The organism is Methylobacterium sp. CM6257 (assembly GCF_054611515.1).
In genome coordinates this window covers 3569915-3582554 of record NZ_CM137735.1, presented here as the reverse complement: position 1 = coordinate 3582554, position 12640 = coordinate 3569915, and the positions used below count along the sequence as shown (strand labels likewise).

At 67.2% G+C, this 12640-nt stretch carries 15 protein-coding genes; 9 read left to right on the top strand and 6 right to left on the bottom strand.

Annotation, left to right across the window (positions count from 1 at the left end; genetic code table 11):
- Nucleotides 1-358 precede the first annotated feature (358 nt).
- The 3 genes from ACYCO6_RS17640 to ACYCO6_RS17630 all read left to right on the top strand — a co-directional run bounded on the left by ACYCO6_RS17640 (nucleotide 359) and on the right by ACYCO6_RS17630 (nucleotide 2060).
- Nucleotides 359-631: a hypothetical protein gene (locus tag ACYCO6_RS17640; protein WP_459773287.1), complete on the top strand. Its 273-nt coding sequence runs from the start codon at nucleotides 359-361 to the stop codon at nucleotides 629-631.
- 67 nt (nucleotides 632-698) lie between these two features.
- Nucleotides 699-1754, top strand: coding sequence for an RNA-guided endonuclease InsQ/TnpB family protein (locus ACYCO6_RS17635; RefSeq protein WP_459773270.1), 1056 nt, complete (start codon nucleotides 699-701; stop codon nucleotides 1752-1754).
- An 84-nt stretch (nucleotides 1755-1838) separates the two neighbouring features.
- Entirely contained in the window at nucleotides 1839-2060 is a 222-nt protein-coding gene (locus ACYCO6_RS17630; protein WP_459773285.1) for a hypothetical protein, read from the top strand.
- A gap of 299 nt (nucleotides 2061-2359) precedes the next feature.
- Here the strand turns inward: ACYCO6_RS17630 and ACYCO6_RS17625 are convergent, their stop codons facing one another.
- The gene (locus ACYCO6_RS17625; protein WP_459773607.1) at nucleotides 2360-2644 is read right to left on the bottom strand and encodes a DUF6894 family protein; all 285 of its coding nucleotides are present in this window, start codon (nucleotides 2642-2644) and stop codon (nucleotides 2360-2362) included.
- Nucleotides 2645-3215: 571 nt separating this feature from the next.
- Complete coding sequence (locus ACYCO6_RS17620; protein WP_459773283.1) at nucleotides 3216-3536, bottom strand: hypothetical protein; 321 nt, start codon at nucleotides 3534-3536, stop codon at nucleotides 3216-3218.
- 179 nt (nucleotides 3537-3715) lie between these two features.
- Between ACYCO6_RS17620 and ACYCO6_RS17615 the strand changes: the two genes are divergently transcribed.
- A complete protein-coding gene (locus ACYCO6_RS17615) occupies nucleotides 3716-3874 on the top strand; it encodes a hypothetical protein (RefSeq protein WP_459773280.1) in 159 nt (52 codons plus the stop codon).
- Nucleotides 3875-3960: 86 nt separating this feature from the next.
- Here the strand turns inward: ACYCO6_RS17615 and ACYCO6_RS17610 are convergent, their stop codons facing one another.
- A complete protein-coding gene (locus ACYCO6_RS17610; RefSeq protein ID WP_459773278.1) occupies nucleotides 3961-4575 on the bottom strand; it encodes a hemerythrin domain-containing protein in 615 nt (204 codons plus the stop codon).
- 887 nt (nucleotides 4576-5462) lie between these two features.
- Here ACYCO6_RS17610 and ACYCO6_RS17605 point away from each other — a divergent pair.
- Nucleotides 5463-5930 (top strand): Ros/MucR family transcriptional regulator, encoded by a 468-nt coding sequence (locus ACYCO6_RS17605; RefSeq protein ID WP_459773276.1) that lies wholly within the window; start codon nucleotides 5463-5465, stop codon nucleotides 5928-5930.
- Nucleotides 5931-6578: 648 nt separating this feature from the next.
- Here ACYCO6_RS17605 and ACYCO6_RS17600 read toward each other — a convergent pair.
- The 3 genes from ACYCO6_RS17600 to ACYCO6_RS17590 form a co-directional block, all read right to left on the bottom strand.
- Nucleotides 6579-7082 (bottom strand): YciE/YciF ferroxidase family protein, encoded by a 504-nt coding sequence (locus ACYCO6_RS17600; protein WP_459773274.1) that lies wholly within the window; start codon nucleotides 7080-7082, stop codon nucleotides 6579-6581.
- Between the two features lie 670 nt (nucleotides 7083-7752).
- Complete coding sequence (locus ACYCO6_RS17595; protein ID WP_459773272.1) at nucleotides 7753-8043, bottom strand: hypothetical protein; 291 nt, start codon at nucleotides 8041-8043, stop codon at nucleotides 7753-7755.
- Between the two features lie 323 nt (nucleotides 8044-8366).
- A protein-coding gene (locus tag ACYCO6_RS17590) for an IS630 family transposase (RefSeq protein ID WP_459764350.1) occupies nucleotides 8367-9328 on the bottom strand; the annotation gives its coding sequence in 2 pieces (ribosomal slippage) (nucleotides 8367-8989 and nucleotides 8989-9328; 963 coding nt in all).
- Nucleotides 9329-9415: 87 nt separating this feature from the next.
- On the opposite strand from ACYCO6_RS17590, the gene ACYCO6_RS17585 reads away from it, so the two are divergent.
- From ACYCO6_RS17585 to ACYCO6_RS17570, 4 genes are all read left to right on the top strand, one after another.
- The gene (locus ACYCO6_RS17585) at nucleotides 9416-10471 is read left to right on the top strand and encodes an RNA-guided endonuclease InsQ/TnpB family protein (RefSeq protein WP_459773270.1); all 1056 of its coding nucleotides are present in this window, start codon (nucleotides 9416-9418) and stop codon (nucleotides 10469-10471) included.
- Nucleotides 10472-10638: 167 nt separating this feature from the next.
- Nucleotides 10639-10902: a hypothetical protein gene (locus tag ACYCO6_RS17580; RefSeq protein ID WP_459773269.1), complete on the top strand. Its 264-nt coding sequence runs from the start codon at nucleotides 10639-10641 to the stop codon at nucleotides 10900-10902.
- 77 nt (nucleotides 10903-10979) lie between these two features.
- Nucleotides 10980-11243, top strand: a complete 264-nt coding sequence (locus ACYCO6_RS17575; protein WP_459773268.1) for a hypothetical protein — start codon at nucleotides 10980-10982, stop codon at nucleotides 11241-11243.
- Between the two features lie 219 nt (nucleotides 11244-11462).
- Nucleotides 11463-11651, top strand: a complete 189-nt coding sequence (locus ACYCO6_RS17570; RefSeq protein WP_459773266.1) for a zinc-ribbon domain-containing protein — start codon at nucleotides 11463-11465, stop codon at nucleotides 11649-11651.
- Nucleotides 11652-12640 lie beyond the last annotated feature (989 nt).

Sequence of the window (12640 nt, the reverse complement as noted above, 5' to 3'; positions counted from 1 at the left end):
GCGGCAGCCTGCGCTCGGATTCGTCTTCTGTTTGATGCGCGGACACGGTCGCACTGGGACACGACCTGCACGATAAGCCGCCTGGCGAAGTGCAGCCCCCGGACGTCGCCGCGAGCTTCTCCCACCAGCTTGACCGTGAGAGCGTTGAGGATCATGGGCCAGTTCCGGATCGGAGCGGCAAGCTCGGAGGAGATGGCTCACGCCCGTAAAAGCAGGCGCGATCGCGTTTGCGACAGGCCGCAGGGGAGAGCCGTGACCAAGGCGCTGTTCCTGGCGTCGCTGCCCCTGGTACTATGCGCGACCGCAGTGGGCGCGCTCCGCTGGAGCTACGCGGTGATTGCCGCCGGCAGGATACTGAATGACCGTCGCTGCTCTCGCCGTGATGTTGGCCGGCGTTCTGGGTGCCTTTGGTACCATCGTGTTCGCGGTCGATTGGGTGCCGGGCTCCGTCGTCGGATTGGCAAGCGTTCCCAGCAGGCGCGTGATCGGGCTGTGGATCTACAACGGCGTGCTGTGCGTCGCCCTGGCCGGGTGGCTGGTGTGCACGTACTTCTGCTTGGTCGACGGCTACGACGACATCCCGGCCGTGCGGGACAGCTACTGCCGGCCGCACATCGCCGTGGAGGGGTGACCGATTTTGGCAGGCCCCGGCCATCAGGCCGGGGTCGTTTCCGTGCTAGAACGGAAACGGAACGCCGATGCAGATCACGCTCAAACTTCGCCTGAGGGACAAGCATGGTCCCAGCCTGCGCAGGCAGGCGCGGGCGGTGAACGTCGTGTTCAATTTCTGCAACGAGACGCAGAAGAAGGCCGCACAAGCCCGGCGCAAGTGGCTCTCCGTCTACGACCTGATGAAGCTCACGGCCGGTGCAGGCAAGGAACTCGATCTCCACGCCCACACAATCCAGCGAGTGTGCCGCGCCTACGACGAGGGGCGGAAGGCGCAGAAGAAGCCCTGGTTGCGCTGGCGCGGGCGCAAGTCCCTCGGCTGGGTGCCGTTCAACACCGGCCACGTCGTGTTCGACGGCGAGGCCTTCGTCTTTCGCGGCGTCCGCTACGAAGCCATGCACCTGCGGGACGTACTGAGGCCGGTGATGCGGTTCGGCGCAGGCAGCTTCAACGCCGACGCCAAGGGCTGCTGGTACGTCAATCTGCCCGTCGAGGTGAAGTGCCGCGATCCGCGGCCTGAGAACGCGGTCGGGATCGATCTGGGCCTGAAGACGCTCGCGACCCTTTCGACCGGCGATCGGATCGAGATGCCGCGCTTCTACCGCGAGAGCGAGCAGGCGCTCGCCAAGGCGCAGCAGGCGCGCAAGACGAAACGGGCGCGGGCGATCCAGGCCAAGGCGCGCAACCGCCGCAGAGATTTCCTGCACAAGGCCAGCACGGCCCTGTGCGCGGAATACGGGACCATCGTCGTCGGCGATGTCAGCCCGTCGAAGTTGGCCAAGACCACGATGGCGAAGTCGGTGTACGACGCCGGGTGGGCGGGCTTCCGGGAGCAGCTTCGGTACAAGTCCATGAGGAATGGCCGAAGGTATCTGGAAGTCTCGGAGGCCATGAGTTCGCAGACCTGTTCGACATGCGGATCGCGAGATGCGCCGTCGCGGCCGAGAGGTATCGCGGGTCTGGGTCAGAGGAGCTGGCGCTGCGACGAGTGCGGAACCCTGCACGACCGGGACCACAACGCCGCGCTCAACATCCTCCGTGTCGGTCTGGACACGCTGGCAGCAGGAGCCCCCAATGCAGGATGAGGCGAAGAAGCCCCCTCCTTCAGGGCGGGGAGCAGTCACCAGGGCGGTTGAGGAGCCCAGCCTGAAGAACTAAGGCTTCGCCCTATGAGCGATGAAACGGCCTGCCTTGTCCTCGCTCTCGTGGCGGAGAACACCGAGCTGCGCCAGCAGCTGGCTGAGACACAGGACCAGTGCGTGGAGCTGGCGGTGGACGCTGGCGAGCTGCACGCGCAGATCGAGGCGCTTCAGGATGAGCTGGCCCGCGTGCAGGCCGACCGGGATGCTTGGCGCGCCGCGGCTCGGGCAGCGGGCAGGGCGGTCGCGTAGGCGATCCACCCGGTAAGGCTATCATCCGCCGTGGCGGAAGGTTGGCGGCGATGATCAGGCTGACGAAGGACGCGAGGCCGACCAGCGCGCCGGAGCGACGGGCCATGGCACCGGCCGCGACGCGGCTGACCACCCGATCGGGGAATGCGGTCCTGGCGGATCCGGAACGGCCGCCGTCGCGGGCAGCGGCCAGCTGTCCGCTGCCGTACCGCTTGCAGCAGGATTGGGAGACCGCGCCCACGGCGTAAGTAGTTCTGAGACGGAACCAATCCGGGACCGTAGCCGTTCCTGCGGCCGAACTAGTGACGGCGCCCGATCAGCCGCCGCGCATCTCTGCGCTCAGGACTGGAGAGACCGTGCTGCAATTCTTCGATTGGCAGGCGCGCGATCGACGATCCGGCCTCGTCGCGGACGACCAGCACCGGCGCCTCACCCAGAACGTCGTTGGCCAACTCGCCGGCCATTTCGCGGATCACGCTTCGGGCATCGCTCAGCGCTTGTTCCAGATCGGCGGCCTCGACGCCCACATCGTCACGGGTCATCCCTCGACCGCTCTCGACGTCGAAATAGAAGCGCTTAGACATCTGTCCCCTCAGACAGCGCCCTCTCCCGAGGGCTCCAACATGGATGAGTTCGCGATAAACCACATCGGTATACGCGACGGAAGCCGCCGAGGGCCGCCGGATGATCACGTTTCGACGAATGGTCGGGGCGCTTCGTTTCCTCTGGAGCAACCACAATGACGGCCTCATGCGAGACAAGCCCGATCATTACTTACGAGCTTGTAAACAAGCGGAAGAGGCGCGCTCACATTCGGACCGTCTTGTTGCGTGCCATAGGCCAGCTCGCTGAGAAGAAGGCGAGTGAGGAGGCGCGGGGCCGCGGCTACGAGTGGCCGCCCGGCCCGGATGAGGCGCGAAGTGACAAAGCGCCCTCGGCTCGACTGTCGTGATCCGGGGGCCGGGCTGGGCGGCCTGACCGCTCGGTTGGGCTTTGCGGCCGGTGGTGGATCTGGCGCGATCGGATGAGCGCTCAACGCGGCATCCGGCCGCCCCTCTCGGGAACCGGTCGGCCACCTTCCGCGTCGATAGGGCGACCCTGACGAATGAATGATGAGAGAGACGCCCGCCCGGCCGATCCGGGCGGGCTTTTCCTTCAACCGCCCGCGTCGGCGCTGCCATCGTTCGCCTGCTCCTCAATCGCAGCCTTCGCAGCCGTCAGAACCTTCTGAAGCTGGTAGCGGATCGCATTGCGGACCGCCGCGCCCGTGCCGATCATGTCATGCGCCTCTCCGTCGCTCGCTCCGGCCCCGAGCCGAGCCTGCACGGCGGCCTCAGCGGCGGCGAATGCGGTCGCGGCGAGCTGCGGGTCTCGATTTGCGACCTCGCGAGCGAACGTGACGAGCGCCACGCGGAAGACGCCGACGGCGGTCGTGAACGGCGCCTCGGTCTGCCCGTGATCGCCTTCGAAAATCATGGCCGTGTCCCCGTCTGCCGGGCTCGTTCGGACGGCCCGCTCACCGATAGGTGCGCCCCCACCCTCATCCCGGCAAGTGATATTCACCCTGACGAGGGCCCATCGATGTCACGGCAGCACACAGGTCGGTCGACGCGTGTGCGGGGGAGCCCGCCGCCATGCCCGCGTGTTGGCCCCGCATGCGCACTGCCCTGATCGTGCTGGTCCGGTTCGGCCCCGACCTCGCCTACGCGGCCAACACATCGCTCCCGCGGCCGGACCCCTCGCGCCGGACGACCGCGCCGCAGTGGATCGGAAGCCCGCCCGCGGTCGTGGTGATACGCCCGCCCGCGCCATGAGGCCCGCGCCATGAGGCACGGGCTTAGTCACGCGCGTCGCCCCCGATCCAGTCCAGCGCCCGGCCTACGGCGGGAACCGCGTTCGCCTACCCGGCGCGACGACCGCCGGATCCCGCCGCGTGAGTCCGCCGCCTTCCATCGAAGAGGCCGCCGCGCCAGAATAAATAGCCGAGCCCCGCTGCCACCGCCGCAGCGGTGGTGACGAGAGCCACCTCGCTCGACATGATCCCGGTCGCCCCGCCTCGCCGCCGCCCCTGAAGGGCGCTCGTCTTGGCGCGCACGTAAGCGCGCGTGGCAGCGCCGACCTCTTCGGGCGAGAGGAGCGCACGGGCTGCCGGGACCAGTTCGTGAACGTGCCGGTGCAGGTGCTGATCCACCAGGAAGGTGACGTCCTCGAACGTGTTGAGCCAGCCGTCCGAGTGCCTCCCCCGGTAGCGGGCGAGCTGCTGGAGTTGCCGCATGAACTCCGTATGACCGCGGTGCAGATCCTCGATCAGCGCGCGGGTCTGGCTCTCACGGCTCAGGGGGCCGTAGAGGCTCGCGTCGAGGGCAATCGCATGCAGCTCGAGTTCGTCCATGAGATCGGCGAGCATGCGCTCCCGGCTGCCGACTGCGCCGGGATCGTTGAACGCGTATGGGATCTCGCGGATCAGGCCGGCGATGTTCTCGTGGTCGCGCTCGATCAGCTGCCAAATGTCCATGCACGTCTCCCCTGTCGGTGGTGTAGCAACACCTCCGAACACCTTAGGCGAGCCGACCGTTCCTGATTGAGACTGCAACGACCTCGGTGCTGCTCGGCGGACCGCCGGACAAGAGCGGCCTGCACCTTTCAGGATGCTGCGGGTACCTGGGCAAGTCGCATCCTGAACGGTCACGGGCACGTCGACGACACCGGGCGCCACTTCACCGGCGACAGAGTCGGCTTGGCGATCATCGCGTCCCGCCGGGAGAACCTGCGGGGCCGCCGGTCGCAAGCCCGTCGCTCGCATCCGCGATCCTCTCGGCGGACTTGTGGAGGGCTCCCTGCGGATTGGCCCGGCACAGCACGTCGTCGGAGACGAGGCGAAGGACGGCTGAGCGCGCCCTCGACGGTGCGCCACTTCACCGGCGGCAGGTCTGACCCTGGTGGACTTCGGAACGCGCCTCGACACATTTTTGCGAGTTCAACGACCCATCTGAGCCAGATCAACACCGTTCTGCGCAGTAGAGTCAGGCTAGGATGCCAGCCGGAACAGGGAAGGCGCTTTTCATCCCCCTCACGATGTGCCTTGACCGATCCACGTAAACCGTCACGCCCGCGGAATCCCGTGGTGGACGGGCCAACCGAGCCAAGAACCGACACGCTTTCAACGCCGGACCCGCCTCGAAGCCAGACGCCGAGCCCGGGCCGCCTGATCGGAAACAGGTCCCGCAGAGGCAACCTCCGCAAATTCGCCCCATCCTTCGGTGATCGTTCGATTATCGTTTGTACGATGCAATACCGTTTTCAGCTGGGACCTTGCCTTCGCCGCACCGCTGACAATCTACCGGCCCTTCTTGACTCGAACGCAGCTCATTCGTGCAATCGATGGGCAGAGGCATGAAGGGAATGACGGAAGAAACCTTTGAGCGCACCCACGGTATCATCGAGCTGGCGGGCGATATCGTCGCCGCCTACGTGTCGAACAATCCGGTGCCGGCCTCCGAGCTGCCGGCGCTGATCGCGCGCGTGCACGGCGCGATCGCCGGCCTCGTCTCCGGCACCGTGACGGCCGAGAGCGGCCCGGCGGCGCAGACCGAGGTCGAGAAGCCGAGCCCGGCCCAGATCCGCAAGTCGGTCCGGCACGACGGGATCGTCAGCTTCATCGACGGCAAGACCTACAAGACCCTCAAGCGTCACCTGACCAGTCACGGGCTCGACCCGCGCAGCTACCGCGACCGTTACGGCCTGCCCGCCGATTACCCGATGGTGGCACCGAGCTATGCCGAGCAGCGCTCCGCCCTCGCCAAGGCCATCGGCTTGGGCCAGCCGGGTGCCATGGCCGAGCGCGGACGAAAGGGACGCAGGGCCGCCTGATCGGTTCGTAAGGTCGTCAGTCGGCGGTCAGCCAGCATGCCCCGCGCCCTCGTGGGCGCGGAGCGGCTGTAACTGGGCTTGGGTATCGCCACCGTCCTCGGCTCGCCCCACCGTGGCGCATGAAGCCCTGCGGTTGCGCGACGCGGAAGCGGCCAACCCCGGCGTGATGCCGCGCGCTCGATGCCTGACCCCAGCAAGGCTGGGAGCCCACCGAGGCCGCCGTGCGCGGGGCCGGCGTCAACCGTGCGCCGTAACACCGCGGCCGGCGTCCACATCGAGCATTCCTATGCTGCCGCACCAAAACGGCAGCATAGGGAGCTGCACCGATGCACGCTTTCATCCTCACCACCTTCGCCACGGTCGGGACCCTGGCTGTGTTGTCGACCGTCCTGACGCTCATCGCAGCCATCGACTAGCCCAACACCGGTACGCCGCAGCCCTGCACGCAGGCTTTGCCGAATTGCCGTGCGACGCGCGCCAGGGCGGCCTGTGCGAGACCCTGCGCCGCCCCGGTGCCAATGGGGCCAATGGCCTGCGCCGCACGAACGCGGACAAGCGCCGCGCCAGCGGCAAGCAGACGGCGGAACGCGGCTGGCGAAGGGCAAGCCTGCAGGGGCGGCTCCATGAGCCGCCCCCGGGGCGCAGCCGTCAGGCCGCCTTCTGGTTGATCTTGCTCTCGGCCATGGCGGTCAGCTTCTGATCCGTGGCCTTTTCCTCGTCCAGGTTCTGCTGCAGGACGCTGGCGCAATCGTTGCGACCGAGCCGCTTCGCCCAGGCGATCAAGGTACCGTAACGGGTGATCTCGTAATGCTCCACCGCCTGGGCCGAGGCCAGCAGCGCGGCGTCGAGCACGTCCTTGTCGCTGATCTCCCCAGCGGTCTCGTTCGCCTCCTTGATGATGCCGTCGATGGCCGGACAATCGACCGCCTTCGGCTTGTGCCCGTGCATCTGGAACACCTGTTCCAGGCGTTTGATCTGACCTTCGGTCTCATGCAGGTGCGTCTCAAAGCCCTGCTTGAGCTTGGGATCAGTCGCCTTGCCGATCATTTTCGGCAGGGCTTTCGTGATCTGCTGCTCGGCGTAGTAGATGTCTTGGAGTTGATGCACAAAGAGGTCGTCTAAGCTCTTGATGTCCGAAGTAAACAGACCCATGGCGTCCTCCTGAGGATCGAGCGATCCTCTTTCTGCCGCGGCAGATGACAATTCTGCCCGCTTACGCCGGAAACGGATTCGGGAAGGGTGATGTTCCTGACACTCCCACAACCGGAGCGCGGCCTGCCGGCGATCAGCGCCGATCCGCGATGAGGCGTGTGGTTGGGAAAACCCACCGCACCTCGGCGGCCTGCCCTCGGTTCCACCGGCTTCGCCGCCACCGGTGATCGGAGGATGTTCCGCCAGCGGCCGGCTGCCGCTCGAGTTCGGCGACCTCGCGTTGACGGGCGAGGCGTTCGGCGTCCGGTGAAGGTCTCATCGGCGGCGCACCGGCGCCTGCTCAAGTGCCAAGACGACGATGGCGATGGCGCCGCGTGTACCGGACGGCATGACGAGAAGGGGCGGCAGCGGTCATGCGGCGCTTGGTCCGCTGATCGCGCCGGCTGCAGCGGCGCTCGGGGCTGCCGCGAGAGCCGCGATGAGTGCCGCCTCAAGCATGGCTTAAGCCTGCCCGGCCTTTGCGAGCAGTCGGTCAAAGCCCTCGCGGTAGCTCATGCACTCGCACCGTCGAACTCAGAAGAGGCCTGCCATCTCACTTCAGGCGAGCGAGGCGGCGCGGCCGTACGGCGTCGCGGACGCGGTGGCCACCATGCCCGGCGGCTTCTGCAGTTCAGGCCGCCAGCGCGCTCCGCCCGTCCCGGCCGTGCGCTTGGTCCATGATCTCGCCGATCCGCTCGCCGACGGCGATCGCGATATCCACCGAGGCCGCGCCCTCCGCCCCCTGTCGGCAGATCCGGGTGAGGACGTCCGTCACGCGCTGTTCCATGACGCCGAGGATCGCCGCGGCGGCCTGAGGCTGGGCGCCGCGCAGCACGGCTGCGAGATCGCAATAAGCGTCGTGAAGAAGCTGGAGCGTCAGGCGCTCGACAGCCTGCTCGTCCTCCGCCGTCAGTGTGCGCATGGCACGAATCTCCGGGTCACCTCCGCCAGGCTCGCCCGGACACGTTAACAAGACGTGAAGAACCCAGCCGGTCGGAAGGGATCAGCTAACCATGCGCAGTGGTCGGCGGAGCACATCCCGGTCCTCGAGCGGGCTGCTCCGTCGCGGAAACAGCAGACGCTCTCGATTTTGTGGCCGCATGCGGATTGCACAAAAACCGGATTCCGCCCGTTCGCATCAGGCTCCGCGGCTGATCGGCAGTCCGAACCGATGGCGCTCATGACCGATTTTGGCAGGCCCCGGCCATCAGGCCGGGGTCGTTTCCGTGCTAGAGCTGTTCCCGGTCAGGTAGCGACGGCCAAGTCGTTCTCGTAGCCGGCTGCGGCGAGGTAGTTGCGGCACTCTTGCGGCGTGAAACGGGTGAAGGCCTGCCGGATCGCCGCCCACAGATCCGGGATCGTGCGGGCTGCCGCGCTGCGCAACAGCGCCTTCAGCTTTGCGAAGGCCTGTTCAATCGGGTTGAAATCAGGGCTGTAGGACGGAAGGTAGAGCAGCCGCGCTCCTGCGGCCTCGATCGCATCCTGCACGCCGGCGACCTTGTGGGCTGGCAGATTGTCCATGACGACGATGTCGCCCGGCTGCAGCACCGGGACCAAGGTGTCGGTGACATAGCTGCAAAAGCGCGTGCCGTTCGTGGGGCCGTCCAGCAGCGCGGTGGCACACAGCCCGCTCGTGCGCAGGGCGGCGGTGATGGTCGTGGTTTTGTAATGGCCCAGTGGGGCTGCGAGCCGGCAGCGCTCGCCGCGTGGGGCCCAGCCGGAGCGCCGCGCCATGTTGGTGGCCGCCGCTGTCTCGTCCAGGAACACCAGCCGGTCCGGATCGAGCTCGGGCTGTGCCTCAAACCACGCCTCGCGGGCCGCTCTTACGTCTTCACGCTCCTGCTCAGCTGCGAACGTCGCCCCCTTTTCCAGGTGATCGCGTGTCGCTGGAAGAAGCGCGACAGGCCGCTTGTGCTGGTCTGGACGCCCTGCTCAGCCAGTCGGTCGCGCAACTCGCGCAGGAAGAGACGCGGCTCCTGCTCGGAGGTCGCCAGGATCAGCGCGGCATGCGCCTCGATGCGCTGCGAGGTGTGATCGCCGCCCATCGGCTTGGGCGCGACATGGCCCTCTTGGTGCGAGCGCTGCGACCAGCGGCTGGCGCTCGACACGCTGACCCCAAAGCGAGCTGCGGCTCGGTGGCACGAGGCCCCTGCCGCCACGGCAGCCACGACACGCTCGCGTAAGTCGACCGACAGAGGTGAAGGCATCGGCATGCTCCTTCACCCGTCAACGCGCCAGCCGCTAACCCGTCGCAATCCGCCCGGGACCGGCTCTAGAACGGAAACGGAACGCCGATGCAGATCACGCTCAAACTTCGCCTGAGGGACAAGCATGGTCCCAGCCTGCGCAGGCAGGCGCGGGCGGTGAACGTCGTGTTCAATTTCTGCAACGAGACGCAGAAGAAGGCCGCACAAGCCCGGCGCAAGTGGCTCTCCGTCTACGACCTGATGAAGCTCACGGCCGGTGCAGGCAAGGAACTCGATCTCCACGCCCACACAATCCAGCGAGTGTGCCGCGCCTACGACGAGGGGCGGAAGGCGCAGAAGAAGCCCTGGTTGCGCTGGCGCGGGCGCAAGTCCCTCGGCTGGGTGCCGTTCAACACCGGCCACGTCGTGTTCGACGGCGAGGCCTTCGTCTTTCGCGGCGTCCGCTACGAAGCCATGCACCTGCGGGACGTACTGAGGCCGGTGATGCGGTTCGGCGCAGGCAGCTTCAACGCCGACGCCAAGGGCTGCTGGTACGTCAATCTGCCCGTCGAGGTGAAGTGCCGCGATCCGCGGCCTGAGAACGCGGTCGGGATCGATCTGGGCCTGAAGACGCTCGCGACCCTTTCGACCGGCGATCGGATCGAGATGCCGCGCTTCTACCGCGAGAGCGAGCAGGCGCTCGCCAAGGCGCAGCAGGCGCGCAAGACGAAACGGGCGCGGGCGATCCAGGCCAAGGCGCGCAACCGCCGCAGAGATTTCCTGCACAAGGCCAGCACGGCCCTGTGCGCGGAATACGGGACCATCGTCGTCGGCGATGTCAGCCCGTCGAAGTTGGCCAAGACCACGATGGCGAAGTCGGTGTACGACGCCGGGTGGGCGGGCTTCCGGGAGCAGCTTCGGTACAAGTCCATGAGGAATGGCCGAAGGTATCTGGAAGTCTCGGAGGCCATGAGTTCGCAGACCTGTTCGACATGCGGATCGCGAGATGCGCCGTCGCGGCCGAGAGGTATCGCGGGTCTGGGTCAGAGGAGCTGGCGCTGCGACGAGTGCGGAACCCTGCACGACCGGGACCACAACGCCGCGCTCAACATCCTCCGTGTCGGTCTGGACACGCTGGCAGCAGGAGCCCCCAATGCAGGATGAGGCGAAGAAGCCCCCTCCTTCAGGGCGGGGAGCAGTCACCTTTCCACCCTTCGCCAGACGGTCCATCGTGGCCGCGCGCCCGTTGCTGCGTGCGCAGATGGGCAAGGGCCGGCCGGTCGGCGTCGAACTCCCCCCCCTTCACGCCGTTGTGCCGGCGGAGGCGCACCATGGTCCCCATCCACCTCGCCGCGGCCGGCCTCGTCCTCACGCTCAGCCTCGGTGCGGCCCGGGCGTCCGATGATCGCGAGCGGACCGGCAGCATCGACGCGTCCCCGACCGTCACGGCGGACTCGGCGCGCAACGCCGCCGGCGAGACCGCATCGGTTATCCTTCCGGAGCAGAGCGTGACTGCGCCGGCACCGGCATTCCGGCCTCTGCCGCCGCTCAAGCCGTTGCCGAAATGGGATCCGCACGTCTGCATCGGCTGCTGATCGGCCACGGCCGGGCGGAACCTGGCGGGCCGATGATGCGTCGGCTCCGAGAGCCCCTCAATCGTCGAGAGCATCGCATGCGCATCATCACCCTCGTCGCGCTCGGCCTGTCGTGGTCCGTCGCGACGCCCGTCCTAGCACAGGTGCGGCAGGGCAACCCCAACGCCGCGAACCAGTCGATGGAGTACAACAGCCAGCTGCGCTCCCTGCGGCAGGAGCAGACGACCCGGAGCGACCAGCTCCGGATGGATGTCCAGCGAAACCAAGCCGCGACGCCGGCCCCGAATACCGGGCCGAACGCGATCGGCCCGGTCGGCGGGACGGGCGTGATCGGGCGCTGAGAGCACAGCCCGCGTGGAAGCCGTCCCCGCCGCGGGACGAGAGCTGCTGCGACGGGGAGCGACCGGCGTCGCGACGGCGGCAGGGCCTGCGCCCCGGCGCTCGCAGGGGCGCAGGCCCTGCCGGGCGCCTCCAGCAAGGCTCGACCGCATCCTGACAAGCTTCCGGCCACGGCCGCCCCATATCCCTTCGATCGCAGCTCGGGCCGAGAGGGCTGAGCCATGCCGAAGTGCAGGACCTGCGGCAATCCGATCCAGGCGACGGCCAGGATCTGCCGGCGCTGCGGTGCCCTCACCGGCGTCGGCATGCCGGCGAAAGAAGAGCCGGCCATCCTCAGCTGGCTCGCCTTCCTCCTCATCTACGTCGCGGTGGCCGTTTTCCTCCTGCTGACCGAGTGGCTTCTGCCGTGACGCATCGCCCATGCCGTCGCCCCGGAACGATACCCGCGTGGATCCAAGGGTGCGGATAAGTGCCGAACCAGGACCCCTTCCCGAAAGACGGCAACATCCTCAACAAACAAACGTTTTTATCCAGGGGTGGGGTCCCCATCGGCGCCGACCGGGACCCTGCTCCTCTCCCGATTTTGCTAGTGATAACAACGCGCTACCTTGACTTTGGCCGAGGTCCCGCTTCAACGCCGATCCACATCTCGTCTGCAAACACATCTCTCGGCCCTCATCGGGCCGCAACAGGTCGTTTCGGGCCGCCGCAAGGGCGTCCGGTCCACAAGGCAAAGCCTCATCGTCGCGGGAATTGGCGTTCCCGCTTGACGCCCGGGGGCGTCTCATGGCTTGTGAGGGGAGCTTACGGTCCTCACAGACCTTTCGATTTCGACGGCCCTCCAGTTTGGCGACTGGGGGGCCGTTGGCTTTTCAGGGGTCGACTTGCGGCGGCGTGGTCTCCTGATGGTGCCGGCGACTCGCGCGAGGCGCGCGCCAGCCGGACATGGCATGTCGGCCGGGCGGCACGGTTAAGTCAACGTCGGGGGGCGATCAGCGCGTCCATGGCTGCCGAACCTCGAACCGTCGCCGAAACTGCGCAAGGCCGGCACCATCAGCAGCCAGGAGGTCGTCGCGGCGATTGCCGCCTACATGCTCAATCCGGCGGCCGGGCCTTACCGCTTCATCAGCGGCCACAGCCTTGATCTCGCGGCCCTCGTGAACGCGTCACCGGCCTTGCGATGTTGGATCGATCCAAACCGCTTGAGGCTGCGTTCCGGATAGCGCTAGCCACCGTCATGATGGCAGCTCACCCGGTTGCGCCGTAGGTTGGCGATCCTTCAGCCTCTGCAACGTTTCCCGCACCTGCGCGACGGACGGCTTTCATGCTATGCTTGTCTCGTGCGAGCTTTCGGACGTTTGGCATCGCGTCCACGGCCGGTTCAAAGCCATGAGCGCCC